We start from the raw sequence: 18,828 nt of genomic DNA, 5'->3' as shown, positions 1-18,828 counted from the left end.
CACGCAGGAATGCCAAGACGTCGCTTCTTATGGCTGTCGGCAGGCAGTTGGCGGACGTGACCGGAGCGATGTCAGAGTCTGCGGTTAGGGTTCGCGTCCATGGGCATCCACTGCGAGTACGTCCGTCTCTCCCCTGCTGAGCTGCAGCGGTCGTTGAGTGATCCGTCCTGGGCGCAGGAACACATCGACGAGCTGGGTGATGCCTGGGCCGAAGAGGACCCGCTTCCACCCGAGAAGGCGCCCTACTTCAGCATCGAGAAGTCGTGGCACAAGCTGCACTACCTCACTGCAGCCCACGGTCGCATGCCAGTCGATGTCATCCACGGAGGCGCTGAGCTTCCGTTGGAAGACGACATGGACTACGGACCCGCCAGGTATTTGAGCCCCGAGCACGTTGCACGGGCCAGCGGCTGCCTCGCCACCACACCGTTTGACGAGTTGGCCCGGCACTACGACTTGGCGGCCATGCGCAGCGCCGAGATCTACCTCCTGCCGGAATCCGAAACCGAGGTCCCCTCGGACCTGGACACTCTGCGGCACCGCTACGAGGAGCTGACCCGGTTCTTCTCCGCTGCTGCCGCCGCAGGCGATGGCGTAGTCCTCATGCTGGCCTGACACGGCTCCCAGCCTGTCTGATCGGATCATCTGTTAAGACGGCGTTGGCAGATGAGGGCTGCGGCTACGGCGACGAAGGCGAGAAAGTGCTCGGCCTTGCGTTCATAGCGGCAGTGCAGGCGGCAGCAGCCGGCCAGCCAGGAAACCGTCCTCTCGACCACCCAGCGGTGGCGGCCCAGCCGCTGCGAGGACTCGATGCCCTTGCGCGCGATGCGGTGACGGATACCTCGCTTGCGGAGCCATCAGCGCAGGTGGTCGTAGTCGTATCCCTTGTCGGCATGGAGCTTGCCCGGTCGTCGGCGGCGCGGTCCGCGCCGGGAGCGGATGGGCGGTATCCCACGCACGAGCGGTTCCAGGCCAAGGCTGTCGTGCATGTTGGCGCCGGAGATGCCCAGTGACAGGGGCAGACCGTTCCGGTCGGTGATCCGGTGGATTTTCGATCCGCTCTTGCCGCGGTCGGTCAGATTCGGTCCGGGCAGTGGCCCCCTTTTGCCGCCCGGACACTGACGGAGTCGATCGCGCACCGCGACCAGTCCAGTTCGCCGCGGGCGCCGAGTCCGTCGAGGACGACCCGGTGGAGGCGAGCCCACACCCTGGCCCGGCCACTCGGCGAAGCGTGGGTAGACCGTGGGCCAGGCCGGACCGAACACCGGCGGCAGTTGACGCCAGGTGCAGCCCGAGGTGGCTACAAAGATGATCGCCGCAAGAGTCTCGCGGTCACCTGCCCGCCGTCGCCCCCCGGCCCTGCGGACGCTGCACCTCAGTCGGTGGCACCACTCGCCGGAACAGGACCCACAACTCATCCGGCACCAACCGCTCAACTAGCCCGTGTTTTAGGTAGCGCGGGTGGCCAGCCATTTGGTGAGGTCGCCCGCGATCTGATCGATGCTTGTCTCTACGGTGACGTCGTGCTCGCGGCGGCTGGTGTCACGCCGGACGATCTCGTAGCCGCCCGTCTCCAGGACGGCGACGGACGCGAACCAGGCGGGATCGTCCTCATCGGGCTGGATCACGACGAAGGTGTTGTCTGTGCCGTTCAGGTCGCTGACCAGCTCGAACAGGGCGTCTTCAGACGGGTCGTCGACGTGGTCGCCGTTCTCGCTGTCCGCGCAGTAGTAATCAGCGGCCACCGGACCTCCCCATGCGTGTGCTGCTCGAAGTGCCGGGGGCCAGCATGGCACGGCCGCCGGGCCGCCCGACGGCTCACAACCGTTGGTGGATCGCCGCGACGTGAACCGTCGCCTCGTACCGAACCGCGAGCTTGTCGAATCGGGTGGCCACTGCCCGGTGCTGCTTGAGACGGCTGATCCCGCACTCGACCGCATGGCGTTCGCGATAGTCGATCTTGTCGAACTAAGATTCACCTCGCCGGAGAAGGCGGGGGCCGCCCTCTGGCCCTGCTGATCACCCCGGGCCAGTGGGGCGACGCCCCGCAGCTCATCCCCGTCATGGAACGCATCCGTGTCGGCCGGCTCGGTGGCGGACGGCCCCGCACCCGACCTGACCATCTCGGCGGCGACTAGGCGTATTCCTCCCGGCGTAACTGCCGCTACCTGCGCAGACGGCGGATCAAGCACACCATCCCCGAGCCGAGGAACCAGCGGGCCAACCGTCAACGCCGCGGCAACAAGGGCGGACGACCTGCGGGCTTCGACAAGACGGTCCACGAGCGCAGAAATGAAGTCGAGCGGACGATCAACGCTCTCAAGAGCTTCCGGGCCGTGGTCACGAGGTTCGACAAGCGTGCCTATGTCTTCCAGGGCACTGTGACCGTCGCGGCGATCCGGCTCTGGCTCCGGGGGTAGATCCATTATCCCGGTGTGGCGAGGCGCCTGTCACCGTTCTCCGGAATGATCTTTACATCCGTTTTGCACCTCTAGGCTTGCGGGCGGACGCAAAGCACGGATCTGACCGGGGAGTTGAGAGTGGCCTACGACGTTGCCGCGCTGGCGGTGGAACTCACGGACATGGCTGCGGCCGATCATCGGTTGGCAGTCCGCGCGAACAGCGATGACCCCGCCGAGCAGTTGGCGTGGCGACGGCTGACCGCACGGCACGGTGACCGGCTTGACCAGATCATGGAGGACTACGGCTGGCCGACGGCGGAACTGGTCGGCGAGGAGGCCGCACGCGCGGCATGGCTGATCGCTCAGCACGCCGACCGGCAGCTCGACGTTCAGCGTCGTGCCCTCCAGTTGATGCAGCATGCGGTGTCGGCAGGCTCGGCCAGCCCACGCGAGCTGGCCTTTCTGCGCGACCGCACGCTGGTCAATGAGGGCCGCAAGCAGGTCTACGGCACTCAGATCGCCGGCGTGAAGGACGGGTCTCCGGTTCCGTGGCCCTGTGAGGAGCCCGAGCGCATGGACGAACTCCGTGCGGAAGTCGGCATCGAGCCCTTCGACGAGTACGTCGCCAAGTTCTCCATGGCGTGACGCCCCCTTTCCCAGCTGCGTCCGGTGGATCACTGCCCGGGCTCACCTGCCGCAGGCGATGATCCGCCGGACAGGCCCTGAGCACCTTCACGCGAGTCACCACCTCGATCGAGTACGACGAGGACGTGGCTCTGCGGGCCCGGGAAGCTCTCGGCCGGTTCGGCACGTACCCCAAACCTTCTGATCGGTGGGGGCCTCCTGGGCGGCGGCGAGGGCGCACTGTACGACCGGATCATCGCCACGTGCGCCGTACAGACGGTGCCCAGGGCCTGGCTCGAACAGATTCGGCCGGGCGGGCAGATCCTGACGACCATCGGTGGCTGGCTGAGCGCATCCGAACTGGTCCGCCTGACGGTCCACGAAGACGGCACGGCCTCCGGGCCTGTGCTGGGCGGGCAGGTCAGGTTCATGCTTGCCCGCCCTTACCTGACGCTGCCGCTTGGCCTGCTTCCTGACCTCGGCCGGGGCAGGGAATGCGGGGCCGTGATCGGCCCCGACGTCCTGGACGATTGGACGAGCCGCTTCGTGGCACAGGTCGCTGTGCCGAACACGCAGCGCCTGAAACTGCGGCGCGACCAACACGACGAGGACCTGCTCGTCGACGTCGAAACCGGCTCGTTCGGCGCGCTCCACAAAGAGAACGGCCACTGGAGCGTTCGGAACGATGGCCCTGACCTGCTCTGGGATGCCGTCGAGGAACACCTCGGCCGCTGGCATACCGCAGGGACGCCAGCAGTGGAAGAGGCCACCGTTCATGTCACTCCGGAGGGCCAGAGCATCCACTGACGACTATCGGGGCATAGTCGGATCATCACAAGCTCGGCCCCGATTCGGGGTGGGTTCGTCCCACGGCGACCGTCGGATCACGTTGCCTGACGCCGGAGTTACGTGCTCCATTTGGTGGTATTGCGGTTACGGACAATGCGATGGGACGTTGAACGTGTATGAGCGGAAGTCATAAGCGGAAGCGGTCAGGGTCGCGAGCATTCGAGCAGGTGCAAGCCCAGTTGGCTCGTGCGGCTGCTGCGATGGCTGTGAGGAAGAAGTCGCCGCGTCGGGGAGCGGAAGAAACGGTTTGCCCGGGTGCGGAGCCGGATAACGGCCGTGACCAGGCGGCACCGCCCGGGTTGAGCTGAGGTCATTTCCCTGCCGCCTCGTCGCCTCACCAGCGGCGGTCGGCGGCGGCTGCCTCGGTGAGCATCAGTCCGTTGTCGAACTCGGCAAACGTGGCGCGGACTTCCTCGAGGTCTGCCTAGCCTCGATCTTGCGTGACGGTCCGTCGGATTCGTTGGCGGGCGGCCGTTTCGTTCTTGTGGAGCGGGTGGTGGCAGGCTGGTGGCCCGGCCGTCGCGTCGTGTGGGCGCCGGGTTCCACTACTGCAGATGGGTGGAATGGATCGTCGGGATGGAGCGTTGTCGCTGGTCAGCCGGGTTTCGGTAGAGCTTGCAGGCGGTCGAACACGGCGGCGAACGACTGGGTGCCTACCAGTCCGAACGCGGCCGCTACGACGGTGCAAGTGATGAACCGTCGCTGGTGCTTCGGGGGCATCATGCCCTCTCCACCCTGCGACGGGAGCATGGGGGTGTCCCGGCGCAGGGTGATCTTGGCGTGGCCACAACAGTCACACCAAGGGCTCACAGGAAAAATGGCGGTCTGTTTACCTTACGCCTCACATGAACCCGAAGTTCCGGCAGCTGCAGCCAGTTTGCGACGCCCCTTCGGTCACCGGACGAGCCTGTGCGGCCGGGCTCCCAGCGCTCCTGCGGCGCGCTGCGGGGCTGTGGCCGTGGCCTCGGCAAAGGGTCCGTAGGTCCTCCCGGTGGGGAGCACACCGCTGTAGGCGTCCGTGGAGTCCTGCGGCGCATTGACGTTGGTCTCGATGAACAGTGGCCGTACGGCGAACCGGCCGTTCGTATCGAGGCCCTCGTAGTCGCCGAGGAAGTGGCCCCCGGCGTAAGGGGCCTGCAGCCAGTCGAAGACGCGGGAGACGCGACGCTCGGTAGCACGGCCTTGCGCACCACGAGGCAGGGAGACGAGCCAGGCGGCGGTGGGCAGGGTGGTGGTGTTCCCGGCAACGAGGTAGCGCAGGTCGTAGTAGGTGATCGCCACCGTCCCCCGTGCGTCCACGCTGATGGAGGGCGTGAAAGCGGGCGCCGGGGCGACAGTGTTCACCCTCTTCGGGGCCGACCACGTCCGCCCGCCGTCGACGGAGTGGATCAGTTCCACGGAGTTGTAGGCGCCACCGCTGAAGTCCGAGCCCTCGTAAGCGACGTACAGCTCACCGGTGTGCGGATCGATCGCGACGTTCGGCAGGTCGCCGCCCGCGCGCAGGGACTTGGTCGCGTCGGTGGGAGCGTTGGGATCGACTTCGGGTACGGCCGTGTCCTTGGCGATGGTGACCGGTTTGCTCCACGTGCGCCCCTGGTCGGTCGACTTCACGACGGCGAAGTGCAGGTCGGTGGGCGTGAAGGTGCCGGTGCTGTAGTCGATGTCGTACGTCTGCCAGTCGAAGACGTCGTAGAGGGTGTCGCTGCGCGGGTCCACGACGATGACGTTGCCGATGGTCTGCGAGTGCGGGACGACCGAGGTGTCCACGAACGGACGGGCCGTGGACCAGTGCCGGCCGCCGTCGCGCGTGATGGAGATATAGGCCGGGCCGTCGTAGACCTTGGCGGAGTCGTCCTCGTCGATACGGTCCCAGACCTGGTAGGCGACGCCGGGGTGCACGGGATCGGCAGTGACCGCGTTCTTGTCGTCCGTGAACTGGACCTGCGTGTCGTCAATCAAAGGCGTCGTGTGCTTCCAGGTACGCCCGCCGTCGTACGACGTCGAGGCGGCCACTCCGTTGCGCGCGTCGGTGGCGTCGAACACCAGACCGCTGGCGTAGACGGTGCCGTCGGGGCCGGTGCTCACCCAGCCGTCCGAGGCTCGCTGGTAGTTGAGCCCGCCCGGCGCGCAGTGCGAGAACGGCAGCGGGACCTCGGTGAAGTGCCGCCCGTCATGGGTGTACGTGGCGGTCAGGCCCCGGGCTCCGCCGTTGGACCAGCGGTCCTGCTGGAAGATCCCGACCGCGTCGCGCGGGTCGCGCGGGGAGACGGTGACGTACGGCTCGTCCTCCGCGGACAGGTAGTTCGTGCCGGTCCCGTCGCCACTGATGTCGCAGGCGGCATAGGGGTCACTCGGCGAAACCAGGTGGACCGGCTGACTGCCGCCTCCTCCGGCCGCGGCACTCCCCACCGCGGCAACGAGCAGATACGCAGCAGCGGCGGCCACGAGAGACGCTCTTGTACGTGTGCGCATGGCTGTTCCCCCAACTCCGCGAATGACGGTTCGTCATGGGCTGTGCTGGCGCAGGTACGGTCCCGGGGTCGCCGGGACATGAGTCGCCCGGCGAGCCTAGCCCGCACCGTGGGACCGGAGTTGGAGGAAGAAGTCAAGGACACGTCAATATTCGCCTGCCGGTTCCGTCACCCGTCGGCCTGCCGGCAGCGGCCTAGAACTCCAACGGTAGATCGTGATCACGGAGCGGAGGCTGCTCGTCGGTAGTCTGCCTACGTGGCTGAGACCTGGGACGAAGTGCAGCTGATCGCGGACGGCTTTGAGCGTGTGTACGTCGAATTGGAGTGGTACGACGGCCCCCGCTTGGGCCTCGCTGACGTAGACGGCAAGCCCCACTACTTTCAGAACGACGACTACGACCACGCCGACGAAGCCAACGAGTACCGTGTCTGGCCCGCCGACGAGGCCGCGGTGGAGCTGGAGCGCGAGCAATGGGCGATCTTCGCCCGGTGGAACCAGCGCTATGAGGCCGGGACGGTCACCTCTGAGAGCCATCCGGGCCACGGGGGAATCGATGCCCGCTACGACGAACTGACACTGCTGCTGGCCCCGCACCGCCAGGCACCGGACGACGCGCGTCGGCTTGTGGGCGAACTGCGGCTCGACGCGGGTGCTCGCTACCGGGTCGAGGGGCTCGACTACTGGTTCCGGTGGCGTCCAAGCAGGTGAGGCCGCCGGTGATCATCAGGTGTTGTGTGGACATCCAATGATCACGCGGCGGCCTCGGGCGCCGGCGTAGTACCCGCCCGATGGCAGGAAGCGTTCGAGGGCCTGATGAGGCGGATAGCAGGCCGGTTCGCCAGGGTTGAACCACGCCGCCGGGTAGGGCGGTTGGTACTCGGGCTCCTGTCGGACCTGCCGTGCAGGAACTGCTGGACCCTGGCCGAGCACGCAGGCGACGCCGGCCCGGACGGCATGCAGCGCCTGCTGCACCGCGCGAAGTGGGACGCCGATGCGGTCCGTGACGACCTGCGTTCCTACGTGGTCGAGCACCTGCGCGACGACGAGGCCGTGCTCGTGGTCGACGAGACCGGTGACCTGAAGAAGGGCACCGCAACAGTCGGCGTTCAGCGCCAGTACACCGGCACCGCTGGACGGATCGAGAACGCCCAAGGCGCCGTCTACCTGGTCTACTCAGCCGAACACGGTCATGCCGCGATCGACCGGGCCCTTTACATGCCGCGCTCGTGGACCGATGACCCGGACCGCTGCCGGGCCGCCGGCATCCCGACGACCTCTCCTTCGCGACCAAACCCCAGCTCGCCGCCAGAATGATCCTGCGGGCGTCGGACGCGGGGATGCCCGCCCAGTGGGTCGCGGGCGACGAGGTCTACGGCGACAACCCGCATCTTCGGTCCGCCCTGGAAGCCCGTCCGATCAGTTGCGTGCTGGCCGTCTCCAGCACCCATCAAGTCGCCGCACGCGCAGGCAAGTTCCAGGCATGAGCACTGGTTGCGCGGATCCCCCGGGCGGGTTGGCAGGGGCTGTCGGCCGGAGCAGGCGCGAAAGGCGAGCGGTACTACGACTGGGCCCAGCTCGACATCACCGGACCGGACGGACGGCCCGGCCACTGGTGGCTGCTGATCCGCCGCAATCGCCGAAGCGGCGAACTCGCCTTCCACGGCTGCTTCTCCCCCTATCCGGTGCCGCTGTCCGAGTTGGTGCGGGTGGCTGGGCGGCGCTGGACGATGGAAGAGAACTTTCAGGCCGGCAAGGGCCTGGCCGGCCTGGACGAGCACCAGGTTCGTCGCTGGACCTCCTGGCACCGCTGGCTCACCCTCGCCATGCTCGCCCACGCTTTACTGGCCGACACCGCAGCCGCCGAACGCCGCGACCAGCCTGCGCCAGCCGAGCTGATCCCCCTGACTGGTAGCGAGATCCAGCACCTGTTCGCCGCGCTGATCAACACGGTCCACGATCTCGCGCATCGACTCCGCTGGTCGCAGTGGCGACGCCGCCACCAAGCCCGCGCCCGCGCCTCCCACTAGCGACGGCAAGCGGCCTCCCAACCATAAGGATCACGATCTACGGCTGGAGTACTAGGACGCTCCAGGGGCGGCCAGACCAGCAAGATCCACCTCGCCGCCGACCGCAAGTGCCGTCCGCCGGCGTTCGTGCTGACCGCGGGCCAGGCCGCCGACAGCCCGCAGTTCATCCCTGACCTGAAGAAGTTACGGGTCCGCAGGCCCGTCGGCCGCCCCCGCACCCGGCCGCACGCGGTCGCCGCCGACAAGACACCCGCGGCAACAGAGCCCACCTGCGCAGACGCGGCACCAAGGCAGTGATCCCGGAGAAGAAGGACCAGGCCGCCAACCGGAAGAAGAAGGGCTCCCGGGGCGGCCGGCCCGTCAGCCACGACGCCGGCCTCTACAAGGAGAGGAACACCGTCGAGCGCCTGATCAACAAGCTCAAGCCCTGGCGAGGCATCGCCACCCGGTACGACAGGACCCCGGACAGCTACCTCGCCGGCTTACACCTGCGCGCCTCGATGATCTGGATCAAAGACCTCGTCCGGCCCACTCATTGATCACGACTGGATACGCGCCCTGGTCGGTCCACTGCTCGCCCACGGCGCCACGCGCGCACCGGGCACTCGTCGGTGTCTGGGTACTCGGTGCGCCGAGGCTCTCGCGTCAGGAGGTACGCCATGCACTCGATCAGGATGAGAACGGCCGCCGGTCTGCTGGGAGCCGCCGCGTTCTGCCTCGTGGGGCCCGCCCGGGCGTTCGCCGACACCGGCGTGCACCCGGAAGCCACCTCCTACTGCGGCACGGACCGGGCCACCGGGCTCGGGGTGTCCGCCACCGGGAACGTGCCCTGTCGCACCGCGCTCCAGGTGGCGGCCGCCTACACCAAAGTCTGGCACGGCACGGAAGGCGCACCCGTCGAGGTGCGCGCGGGCGGGGTCACTTGGAAGTGCCAGGAACGCCAGGGTGCCCCCGACCCGTTCCGGCAATGCGCCGCGACGGAGGGCAACACACGGCTGGTCAGGCTGTCGTCCTGAGCGCAGCCCTGCATGCTCGCGCGCCGGAGCTTCCTCCCATGGTGGCTGCCTTGGCGTGCGTCACCCGGATGGCCGTCTTACGGTGGGAGCGGATCCCGTAGATGTATGCGAACGTCGGGCGCCGGATGGACCGGCATGTGGCCATCGGAAAGGGTCAGCACCGGTGTGGCCACGCTGACCGGCGGGAGCGCGCGGATACAGTGCGGGACGCTTGAGCCGGGCCGGTCCACCGATTGGCGCCGCGTGACGTTCCACAAGGACGGGAAGAGCGTGACGTACGAGACCGTCGAGGGACAGATGGCCGCCCAGACCTGCACCTGAAGGATCCGGTGGAGTGCCTCCGCCTCCAGAGCTCGGCGACAGGTCATGGCGCATGAGCGCACCAGGCTCATGTGTCGGGATGTCGTCAAGGCTCCGTGTCAGCACTGGGCGAGGACGCAGAACTCGTGGCCCTCCGGGTCCGTCAGGCACGTCCACGGGACATCGCCCTGACCGAGGTCGAGGTCGGTGGCGCCAAGGGCCCGCAGCCGGGCCACCTCCGCTGCTTTGTCGTCACCGGGGTATGGCAGCAGGTCGAGGTGGACGCGGTCCGGCGCGGTCTTCACGTCGGGCGTGCGGAGGAACTCGAGATACGGGCCGACACCCTTGGCGGAGCGAAACACCGCATGTTCGTCGGTCACATCGTGCAGGGTCCAGTCCATCGCCTCGCCCCAGAACCGGGCCATGGCCCGAGGATCCGCGCAGTCGACCACCACCGCCGCGATCGGCCCGGTGTCCCGGTAGATCTCCCGCGGCTCCAGCACACAGAATTCGTTGCCCTCGGGGTCGGCGAGGACCGTCCACGGCACTCTGCCCTGGCCCACGTGGGCGGGCGTCGCTCCGAGAGCCTTCAGGCGCGCGACCAACTCGGCCTGATGGGCCGCAGACGTGGTGGCGAGATCGAGGTGCACACGGTTCTTCGTTGTTGTCTTGGGTTCCGGGACGGGAACGATGTCGACGCAGACGGCGACCGGGTCCGGCCAGACCAGGCCGCCGGCGGGTCCGACGTAGGTGGTCACGCCGGGGCTGTAAGCACTCCAGCCGAGCGCCTCCGCCCAGAACCGGCCGACCGCCGAGCCGTCAAGAGCCTTTATGTTCACGTGAACGGGTCGCAGTGCCATGCCCGCGATCCTATGCGCCCGCTCTGCGACGACATACCGTCGCCAAACAGAGACCAACCCGCTCACCAGTGCAATGCGCAACTCGCGCCTCCGCTACGGAGTCAGCGGCGCAGGAGCGTCTCTTCCGCGCCGTCCGCCGGAGCTGAGTGCAAACCTGGGGTTGGCGGTAGAGCGCATGTCACGGGGCGCGTGAGCGGCCCGCCGGCTGCCGGCTCAGGGTGCGGTGAACAGGGCCGGGAATCGGGGAGCCAGCCACGGTCGGGGGCCCCAGGCGAGGACCTGCCCCTGGGCGATGGCTCGCCAGGGATTCAGCCGGCCCAGCGCGATGAGCAGGAAGGCGACGGGATCGAGCATGATGGTGCAGTCCGCGCGCTGCGATGGTGCCCCTGGTGTCACCTGCACGGTTCCGTCGGCCAGGGACACGCCGAACGTTTCACCCCCGCGCAGGCGGATCCGGTAACGGGCCGTGAGCCCGGCCGTGGCTTCGGGATCCGCGACGTGCGGCATGACCGAGAGCATGAACGGCATGCACAAGGCCACTCGTGCCCGGTCGACCATGTGCGGACGCTTCAGGGCGCGAGCCAGGTCGTAGCCATGGCCGAGCATGTGCGTAAGCAGGTACGACGCGAGAGCGGACCGGTTCATCGGGCCCAGGGGACTGGCTGGGGCCGGGCCGTCGGCCGCGAGGTGTGACACAGCGTCAAGGAACGCCTCGGCCTGGTCCACGATCATCGTCGCGAGAGGATCCGCCCGGCGCTCCCGGAAGACGGCGAGGGACTCCGCGTTGGCCACGGCGAGGCTTTGGGGCGTTCCGTCGCCGTAGGGGCGTTCCCGCCCGGCTGCCAGGTCGGCCATCAGTTCGTTGGCGATGGCCAGGTGGGCGGCGGCCTCGCCGACGGTCCACTCCGACCCCGGCACGGCCAGCGCCGTGTCGCTCGCGCTGCGCACCAGCGCGGCGATTTCCTCGGCGGTGTCCCGGATCGCCTGCCCCAGCCCCTCGGGCAAGGCCCCGGAGCCGTTCTGCCGTACCGTCGTGTGCACGTTGCCTGCTCCACTCCCACCCCGGCCGACACGCCCAACGTGCCTGCGGCGCTGGTACCCAACCAGACTCAGGGGGCGCGCGACAAGCCCCGCGCGCCCCGCGGTTCCGACTGGGCATCGCCCTCTCCGATCTCATGGCGCCCGGGGCCGACCTTACCGGCGGAGGGTCTGCTCCCTGCCCTCAGGCTTCTCCTTCACGAAACCGCGGCCAGAGCCCAGTTCGGCTCTTGCCGCAAGTCCGTGAAAGGGAGGCCGGCCCTGTGAGCGCGTTTGCTGTCCGAACCCAGCCGGCCTCCGCAGGGGCGCGGCCGCGCTAGAACGCGACAGCCGACAGGTCGGCGGCGACTTCGACGGCCTGGTACCCGTAGGTATCCGCGGCGTCGACGCGCAGCATGAGACAGAATCGATCGAGGGACTCGATCTCCCTGGCGAGACGCTTGTAGTCGTGCTTGAGCAGGTGCACCGCCGCACGGTTGGCGATCGCCGACTGCCCCATGATCATGAGGACCGGCTGTGCGGACTGGGAAGGGGTGAACTTCGCGACCAGCGCATGGTCCGTTCGACCATACTTGTGGAGGAAGCGCTCACCACCGACGGTGAAGTCGCCACGTCGATTGACCTTCACACCGGGCAGGTGCCTCGCCAAGTACTCGACGTTGCGTCGGTTCGACCCCAGGCCACCGATGCTCAGTTCGGTGCGATCCCCGTTCAGCTCCGGTGCTTCTGCGGCAACGAGAGAGAACGCACACCCTGACTCCTCGGCGAGCATCGCAAGTTCGATGATCGCGTAGACGTCACCATGCTCGGTAACGGTGGGCATCTGCCAGTGGCTGTTCAGGATGACGACGCACGGTACACCGGGCCGCAGGCCAAGGAGTGCCTGCTTTTGGTGCAGCATGCGAGCGGTGCTCACACGCGTCCAGGCCCAGACGGACCCGCCGCTGACCACGCTCGTGATCAGCCCGATCACGACATTCAGCACTGCATCCGACACACAGCCCCCGCCCTTGTCGTGGCAACACCATCTGATAGTCGGTGTGTCAGCCTACTGATCAACGACCCCTACGGCGTAGTGACTCGATGGCTCTCGACTCGCCAGCCGCCGCCTGTGCAGTGTCCAAACTGATGAGAATCATGGGCCTGAGAGCGGCTCTGAATGATCACGGATGGGTGAGGATGCGGGTCCGGAGGAGTTCGAACGAAGCCCGGCCATACATAGCTCGCTTGAGTGCTTTCACCCTATTTACGTGACCTTCGACGACTCCGGAACTCCACGGGAGGGTGAGCCCAGCGGTGACGGCGTCGAAGTCCTGGCGGAGGAAGCCGGCGAAGCCTCGCATTGACTTGGGGGCGTCCTGTTCGGCCTGGCGGATCCACTCCAGCAACAAGTATCCCCGCCGGTGACGGACGAGATCGGCGAACGTGCGGGCGAGATCGCAGGCCCGGGCGATGTCCAGGCAGGCGAGCCGGACCTCCAGCAGCCGCTTGTCCTGGCTCTCGGTGAGGGTCTGGCGGGGCCGCATGATCCATGAGGTGATCTTGCGGGGGCTCGGTATGTCGGCGCGGACCGGCTCGGCGGTGCCCGCGCGCAGAGCGGCGAGGTGTTTGCAGACCACCTGTCGGCTGCCACGGTAGCCGCGTTCGTGGATCTCCTGGAACAGGCGGGTGCCGCTGACCTGGCCTCGGGTCTCGGTGAAGCGGGCGCTGAGGTACGCCTTGAACGGTTCCAGGACGCAGTTGGGGCGGCGGTCGGGGGCGGAGGCCCAGGTCGGCCGCGGAGTGGCCGCCATCTTCCTGACCGAGGCCGGCTTCGACCCAGCCGCCCTCAACGCCACGACGGCGGACACCCACTCATCCCAGGACGGCTGACCACCACCCACTGCACCAATTCCCAAGGGGCCGCCGACCTCACGGTCGGCGGCCCTCACGGTTCGCACTCCCCAATCTCCCCACACCCTTCAAAACCAGATCAACCGAGGAGGAAGAGCAGCTCTGGCCGAATCCAGGAAGTCCCATCAGTGACAGCCCGGACTGCGGGCGGCGGACGTTCGCCGAGCAGGTAGAGGGGCTGACGGTTCGCTACCAGCGCCGCAGCCTGCTGCGGGCAGCACCTGGTGGAGATGGCCGGGGTGCTGCTCGCCGGCCGCGGCGGCGCCCGGTTCGTGCAGATCCTGAACGTGCCGCTTTCGCGGACAAGCGTGCTGCAGGCTGCCGCGCGGGAGCTGGCCGAAGAGCTGGCCATTTGTGGCCTGCCGCCAGCCGGCCAGGGGAACCGGCTTGTCGAGGGCTGCGGGGCCGTCGTAGGCCGGGGTGAGGACGGAGTCGGTGCCGGGTGTGGGATGGACCGTGAGCCTTCCGTCCTCGGGAGCGTGCGGGGCCAGGTCGGCGCGGGTGTGGACCAGGTCGTCGCCGGGATCGAGGACGGCCGAGAAGGATCAGGACTGCGCGGCTCGGAACGCGAGATACCGGCTGAAGGCTTCGTGGCTGTCGGGCGTGAAGCGCCACTCCAACAGGGCCGAGTGAAGCTCCGGCTCGGTCAGCCAGCCATGCCAGGCGACCTCATCGGGATCGGGGATCACAGCGTCCGGAATCACGCTTTCATGCACGCCGAGCCAGTGAGGGCTCAAGCCGCTGCGGTTGATGAACGTGAACAGCAAGCGCGGCAGGCCACAAATGCCCAGCTCTTCGGCCAGCTCCCGCGCGGCAGCCTGCTCATAGGATTCGCCGACATCCACGGCTCCACCGACCATGACCTCATAGAGACCGGGGTAGCGCGACAGCCGCTCCGACCGCCGATGGACGAGGATCCGGCCACACTCATCACGACACACCGTCGAGGCGATTCGATGCAGCCAACCCTCCCGGACGGCCTGCCGACGGGTGACCACCCCCAGGACACGATCTTGACAGTCGACACGCTCCACCAGTTCATCCACACAGCACACCCTGGCAGAACCCACTGACAACGCCGTTTCCCGGCGAGCCGCTCTCGAAACCCGACAACATTCTGGACAACATCCGTTGCCTGAACTCGGCATCAACCGTTCTCGCATTACACCGACGAAGCCACCCGCCCCCGGCACCGACGGCCAAGAGGGGAGGCCGAAGGGAGGCCGGCCATGCTCGCAGGGTTCCCCTCGGGCAGTGGATCGCCGACGCACGCCGCCTCCGGGGACGGCGTTGGTCCTCCTCATGCGCGGGGAAGGATCGCTGCCTGGGTCAGCTGAGGGTACGCAGGAGGCGGACAGGCTGGGTTTGGTGTTGAGGACGACGAGACCAGTTGCGGAGCGCTGGCGGTCGAGGTCGGCGCTGGCCACGTCGTCTGCGGGGCAGGCCGGGCCGCGAAGACGGCGGCGTCGGCGAGCGTGCCGGGTCGGAGCTCCCTGCCGACCGGCTCAGCCGGCTCGCGCAGGTGGTCGGCGAACGCGGGGCAGCTGAGGCGCTGGTCTTGTCCGATCCACCGCCAAGGGGTGCCCCCTGGCACGACTGGTTTCGTTCGCGGGCTGGATTGCTGTGGGGGACGCAACACCGGTAGGTGGTGCACGCCCCGGCCGGCGGTGCCGGCCCGCCCCCTGTGACGGCACAGCGGGGGGCGGGCGCGGGGCATCAGCTCGCAGCGCACGATGCAGCACTTGATCAGGAAGGCTGACGCGGCTCAGGGTCCGGCTCGGAAGGGTCCTGGGCCGGCTTTGTTTTCTGGGTGGCCCCAGTCAACTCCCTCCATACCTCGGCCAGCGGGATGCAAGCCCGGATCAGGCGGGTGAGGCAGCGCGGCACATGTTCCATGGCGGCGAGTACGGCCAGCACGCCGGTCGTGGCTGTGACGAACGTTTGGGTCATGCCGTTGTCGTAGGGGGTGACGCGGCCGTCGCATCACGATCGCGTGGTGATTCACACGTTCGGGGGGCCCTTTTCGGGATCGCGTTATCCGCGAGCCCTTCCTCTCCCTACAACGCTCTCAGAATGTGACCGCATCGGTTCGCAGGGAGAGGTATGCCCGACGACCAGTTCGACGGGGCTCCACCATTAGGGGCCCAACAACTGCCAGCAGCACGCGCCGACAGCGACGCTCTGGAGCCGCCGCTGTTCAGGGTACGGATCGAAGAGAATTCCGCTGCCCTCACCCTACTCGCGGACGAGGCCGCCGCCGAAACCAGCCAGAGAGCAGCCGACGATGCGGCCCTGTATCAAGCCCTGGCAGCGGCCCAGTTCGACGGGCCGGCCTGGGAGCTTTTCGCGCAGGCGTTGACCGAGTACGCCTATCCAATTGTGACCAACTGGCTGTACACGGGGGAGATCTTCACCTTGTGTGCGGTCCGGGGACGGCCTGTTCGGGCGCCCCGGACGCTGCAGGACATGGAGGCTCTGCGCGCTGACCCGGACGAGCGGGAGGAGCTCATCTGTGAGGTCGTGGCGCGGTCCCTGCACCTCTACCGCCGGAACGCACTTGCCGGCGCTGGCTGGCGCCCGGACGGCGGCGCCTCCCTGAAGACGTATTTCGTCGGTGCCGTCCTGGGGGAGTTCGCCGGAGTCTATGACCGCTGGGCTTCGGAGCGCGCCCGGCGCCCGCCGTGTGACCCCGACGGCATGGACGCATTGCGAGATGTCGCAGGTCATCCCGGTGAGGAACCTGAGAGCCGCGCGATCGGCCATGACGCTGTGCGGCGGTTGCTTGCGGGAGTGAAGGACGAGACCACACGGACCGCTCTCTTCCTCATGATGAGGGGTTATACGACGAAAGAAATCGGCGAGTACCTCGACCTTTCGGCGGCGGCCGTCGCGATGCGCATGTCTCGGCTGAGAAAAAACCAACCGCAGCAGGGCGGCCCGGAAGATCAACTTACCCCCTCAACGGCGCCGGACGGCAGGGAGGACACGTGAAGCGGGAAGAAGGCCTCGTAGACGGGGTCGCAGAGGCCATCGCGAGGATTCAGGAGGCACAACTGCATGCCCCCGACGCTCTGCGCCCGAGCTTCCGTGTGTGCCTTGAACACCTCACGGAATTGCAGGAGCGCCTTGACCGAGAGGTCGGGGGAACTGACGGACATCCGGACGGTTTGACTGGCCCGGACTTCGCGACCTTACTCAAGCGGTCCTCGCTCGGCACACCAGGGGCGGCGGCTCTGCGCGCTCGCACCGGCGCCGAGGTGCGGGAGCGGATCGACAGGCGCTTGGCCGAACTGGAGGGCAGCGTCCCGGACGATGCGCCGCCCCACAGCGTCGGTGAAGCTGAAGACGTACGGAGGGTCGCGGGCCAACTGCGCACTCTGTTTCGCAGCTACGTGGAGCATCGCCGCCAACAGGCCAAGGAGCAGCCGCAGGAGAAGGAATGTCCCGATACCTCGGAGGTCGTCTGCGAGGTGAGCATGCGGCTGTTGGTCTCCAACAGTTCCTCGATGCCCGTGCCGACGAGGCTGCGCTACCGGCAGTCAGATCCCTACGCCATCGAAGCGTGGTTCCGGACGGGCCCAGGCGAGCTGGTGCCCTGGGTCTTCTCTCGTGAGCTTCTCGTAGCCGGACTCCGCACCTCCGCAGGTGCCATGGACGTGAAGATCCGGCCCGCTGTCTCACACGGAATGGAGGTCGTCATCATCACTCTGCAGTCCCCTGAGGGAACGGCGCTGCTGGAAGCGCCCCGGGCAACTCTGCAGAAGTTCCTCCGACGCACCAACGGCCTAGTAGCGCCTGGAGAAGAGAAGCGACACGTCGACGTGGACGAGCTATTCAAACTCACCGCACTTGACGGGCGGGACACGGTGAGCAGACCCGACGCCCCCATCGAGCCGGTGAACGAGGAGGAAGAATACGAGGACGAAGAATACGAGGACGGCCCCGACCAGCGAGCCGAGCCCGACCACCTCCTCGATGAGCAGAAAGGACACGACAACGGGTGATACCTCCGATCCCACTCGCGGGCCCGAATCGGATGGTGCCCACCGGCCGACACATGATCACGGGCCGTCCGGCCCGTGACGTGATGCTGATCCGTCGGATGGCGCGGTGTCGGCCGCCAGCACCGTGACGCACGGAGGTCTTTCCGCTCAGCCGCTCCAGAGTGAGGACGGCCGCGGAGATTGACGACATTCGATTCGGGCTGCACCGGGATCGGCGGAAGATGCGCCAGGACTTCAAGCGTGCGACCCCTCGCTCGACCGGCGCCCGTGCCGCGGACAGCGCGCGGTTGACGGTTTGCCGGGTCGGCGTGAGGTCACGGCCCGGCGGGCGTCTGAGGGGTGTAGTCACCCAGGAGCGGCTCCTACGCAGGCGCGGTCGGTGAGGATGGGGACGCCCTGGCGTTCGCAGATCCGGATGATCCGGTGGGCGCGGGCTGCAGTGAGATCGTGCGCGCGGCCGGGCATCGTCGGCGAGATCCACAGCAGCCGCCCGACCGGGTCGGTCACCACCTGCACGTTCACCCCGTGCCGGCGGTGTTTGTGGGAGAGGTCGGCTGGCCCGGCTGTCGGCGAGCAGGTCGAGGACGGCTGTCGTGTAGGCGTGGGCGGTGCCCACGGAGATGCCAGACCCGGCAGCAAGCTGGGCGAGGGGGTCGTGCAGGCGCAGGTACACCAGGCCGACCGGGGCACGCTGGTGCGGTGGGAGCTTGCAGCGGCGGTCACCCTCGCAGGTGACGATGAGCATGGTTACCCACTCGACCAGGGCGTGGGGCAGGTCGAGTGCGGCAGAATACGGAACCAACGCGGCTCCTGTGCCTGTGGGTTGAGACTTCGAACACCTCCCCCAGCGGCACGGGAGCCTCGTGCGTTGCGGGCATCGGCTCCGTCATCCGTTCGGTGGCCCCGCTGAAAGACCTCACTGCCTTCCGCAGAAGGGACAGGCCTTCTTCCGCTGCCAGGCGCTTCCCGGCACCCTCGATGGGGAAGGGCCACCATGCTCGCGTACAACCGAAGTTGTACGACGGACGGGCACGTGATCTGGGCCCCGCTGAAGTAGCTGAAGGTGCCGAAGCTTGGCCGGTGGTGTTGACCAGGCCGTCGGTGGCCTTGCCGGAGAAGTTCTTGGCCGCCTGGACCGCCGGCGGCTTCGTCACTGTTTCGCTGTCCCCCTTGACGTAGTTGTTGTTCCAGCCCCAGTTGCCGGTGAAGACTCCTTCAGCTTTCGTGGTGATGCCGCACATGCCGCTGGGATCGGTGCGGGTGGTAGGCATGTTCTCCGCGTACGCGTACGGCTGGGTGTTCGGGGCCTGCCGTGCGGGCGTCAGAAGGTGCCTGAGGCACGC

The 18,828-nt window shown here is 67.7% G+C and carries 14 protein-coding genes and 7 pseudogenes; 11 read left to right on the top strand and 10 right to left on the bottom strand.

Annotation, left to right across the window (positions count from 1 at the left end):
* The first annotated feature begins 99 nt into the window (after nucleotides 1–99).
* The gene (locus tag ACFYZB_RS34060) at nucleotides 100–615 is read left to right on the top strand and encodes a YfbM family protein (protein WP_388765078.1); all 516 of its coding nucleotides are present in this window, start codon (nucleotides 100–102) and stop codon (nucleotides 613–615) included.
* A gap of 26 nt (nucleotides 616–641) precedes the next feature.
* Here ACFYZB_RS34060 and ACFYZB_RS34055 read toward each other — a convergent pair.
* The 3 genes and pseudogenes from ACFYZB_RS34055 to ACFYZB_RS34045 form a co-directional block, all read right to left on the bottom strand.
* A pseudogene (locus tag ACFYZB_RS34055) lies at nucleotides 642–1,418 on the bottom strand (IS5 family transposase).
* Nucleotides 1,419–1,448: 30 nt separating this feature from the next.
* Nucleotides 1,449–1,745 carry a hypothetical protein gene (locus ACFYZB_RS34050; RefSeq protein WP_067040005.1) on the bottom strand — a complete coding sequence of 99 codons (297 nt, stop codon included), beginning with the start codon at nucleotides 1,743–1,745 and terminating at the stop codon, nucleotides 1,449–1,451.
* Nucleotides 1,746–1,818: 73 nt separating this feature from the next.
* Nucleotides 1,819–1,968, bottom strand: a pseudogene (locus ACFYZB_RS34045) (IS5/IS1182 family transposase); the annotation flags it as partial.
* Here ACFYZB_RS34045 and ACFYZB_RS34040 point away from each other — a divergent pair.
* From ACFYZB_RS34040 to ACFYZB_RS34030, 3 genes and pseudogenes are all read left to right on the top strand, one after another.
* Nucleotides 1,968–2,420: pseudogene (locus tag ACFYZB_RS34040) on the top strand (IS5 family transposase); the annotation flags it as partial. The pseudogenes ACFYZB_RS34045 and ACFYZB_RS34040 sit on opposite strands and share 1 nt — an antisense overlap.
* Before the next feature lie 120 nt (nucleotides 2,421–2,540).
* Nucleotides 2,541–3,047, top strand: coding sequence for a DUF6624 domain-containing protein (locus tag ACFYZB_RS34035; protein ID WP_388765076.1), 507 nt, complete (start codon nucleotides 2,541–2,543; stop codon nucleotides 3,045–3,047).
* Nucleotides 3,048–3,227: 180 nt separating this feature from the next.
* A complete protein-coding gene (locus ACFYZB_RS34030; RefSeq protein ID WP_388765151.1) occupies nucleotides 3,228–3,833 on the top strand; it encodes a hypothetical protein in 606 nt (201 codons plus the stop codon).
* Between the two features lie 936 nt (nucleotides 3,834–4,769).
* Here the strand turns inward: ACFYZB_RS34030 and ACFYZB_RS34025 are convergent.
* Nucleotides 4,770–6,347, bottom strand: coding sequence for a neuraminidase (sialidase) (locus ACFYZB_RS34025; RefSeq protein WP_388765075.1), 1,578 nt, complete (start codon nucleotides 6,345–6,347; stop codon nucleotides 4,770–4,772).
* A gap of 255 nt (nucleotides 6,348–6,602) precedes the next feature.
* Between ACFYZB_RS34025 and ACFYZB_RS34020 the strand changes: the two genes are divergently transcribed.
* The 5 genes and pseudogenes from ACFYZB_RS34020 to ACFYZB_RS34000 all read left to right on the top strand — a co-directional run bounded on the left by ACFYZB_RS34020 (nucleotide 6,603) and on the right by ACFYZB_RS34000 (nucleotide 9,390).
* Nucleotides 6,603–7,055, top strand: a complete 453-nt coding sequence (locus ACFYZB_RS34020; RefSeq protein WP_388765073.1) for a hypothetical protein — start codon at nucleotides 6,603–6,605, stop codon at nucleotides 7,053–7,055.
* 105 nt (nucleotides 7,056–7,160) lie between these two features.
* Nucleotides 7,161–7,831 (top strand): annotated as a pseudogene (locus tag ACFYZB_RS34015) (IS701 family transposase).
* A 243-nt stretch (nucleotides 7,832–8,074) separates the two neighbouring features.
* A complete protein-coding gene (locus ACFYZB_RS34010; RefSeq protein ID WP_388765072.1) occupies nucleotides 8,075–8,374 on the top strand; it encodes a hypothetical protein in 300 nt (99 codons plus the stop codon).
* 48 nt (nucleotides 8,375–8,422) lie between these two features.
* Nucleotides 8,423–8,913: pseudogene (locus tag ACFYZB_RS34005) on the top strand (IS5 family transposase); the annotation flags it as partial.
* A gap of 120 nt (nucleotides 8,914–9,033) precedes the next feature.
* The gene (locus tag ACFYZB_RS34000) at nucleotides 9,034–9,390 is read left to right on the top strand and encodes a hypothetical protein (protein ID WP_388765070.1); all 357 of its coding nucleotides are present in this window, start codon (nucleotides 9,034–9,036) and stop codon (nucleotides 9,388–9,390) included.
* A 419-nt stretch (nucleotides 9,391–9,809) separates the two neighbouring features.
* Here the strand turns inward: ACFYZB_RS34000 and ACFYZB_RS33995 are convergent, their stop codons facing one another.
* The 5 genes from ACFYZB_RS33995 to ACFYZB_RS33975 all read right to left on the bottom strand — a co-directional run bounded on the left by ACFYZB_RS33995 (nucleotide 9,810) and on the right by ACFYZB_RS33975 (nucleotide 14,527).
* Nucleotides 9,810–10,550, bottom strand: a complete 741-nt coding sequence (locus ACFYZB_RS33995; RefSeq protein WP_388765068.1) for a VOC family protein — start codon at nucleotides 10,548–10,550, stop codon at nucleotides 9,810–9,812.
* A 213-nt stretch (nucleotides 10,551–10,763) separates the two neighbouring features.
* Nucleotides 10,764–11,591, bottom strand: coding sequence for a maleylpyruvate isomerase family mycothiol-dependent enzyme (locus ACFYZB_RS33990; RefSeq protein WP_388765066.1), 828 nt, complete (start codon nucleotides 11,589–11,591; stop codon nucleotides 10,764–10,766).
* 313 nt (nucleotides 11,592–11,904) lie between these two features.
* Nucleotides 11,905–12,585: a hypothetical protein gene (locus ACFYZB_RS33985; RefSeq protein ID WP_388765063.1), complete on the bottom strand. Its 681-nt coding sequence runs from the start codon at nucleotides 12,583–12,585 to the stop codon at nucleotides 11,905–11,907.
* Between the two features lie 166 nt (nucleotides 12,586–12,751).
* Nucleotides 12,752–13,381, bottom strand: coding sequence for a transposase (locus ACFYZB_RS33980; protein WP_388765062.1), 630 nt, complete (start codon nucleotides 13,379–13,381; stop codon nucleotides 12,752–12,754).
* Nucleotides 13,382–14,026: 645 nt separating this feature from the next.
* Nucleotides 14,027–14,527 (bottom strand): NUDIX hydrolase, encoded by a 501-nt coding sequence (locus tag ACFYZB_RS33975; protein WP_388765061.1) that lies wholly within the window; start codon nucleotides 14,525–14,527, stop codon nucleotides 14,027–14,029.
* A gap of 1,057 nt (nucleotides 14,528–15,584) precedes the next feature.
* On the opposite strand from ACFYZB_RS33975, the gene ACFYZB_RS33970 reads away from it, so the two are divergent.
* Nucleotides 15,585–16,472 carry an RNA polymerase sigma factor gene (locus ACFYZB_RS33970; RefSeq protein ID WP_388765059.1) on the top strand — a complete coding sequence of 296 codons (888 nt, stop codon included), beginning with the start codon at nucleotides 15,585–15,587 and terminating at the stop codon, nucleotides 16,470–16,472.
* Between the two features lie 485 nt (nucleotides 16,473–16,957).
* Nucleotides 16,958–17,308 (top strand): annotated as a pseudogene (locus ACFYZB_RS33965) (SsgA family sporulation/cell division regulator); the annotation flags it as partial.
* Nucleotides 17,309–17,630: 322 nt separating this feature from the next.
* Here the strand turns inward: ACFYZB_RS33965 and ACFYZB_RS33960 are convergent.
* Nucleotides 17,631–18,287 (bottom strand): annotated as a pseudogene (locus ACFYZB_RS33960) (transposase family protein); the annotation flags it as partial.
* Nucleotides 18,288–18,828: the final 541 nt, after the last annotated feature.

The sequence above is a fragment of the Streptomyces sp. NPDC001852 genome (genome assembly GCF_042891825.1).
Lineage (GTDB): Bacteria > Actinomycetota > Actinomycetes > Streptomycetales > Streptomycetaceae > Streptomyces.
The sequence above is the reverse complement of the archived record's forward strand: the minus strand, read 5'-3'. Positions and strand labels throughout refer to the sequence as shown.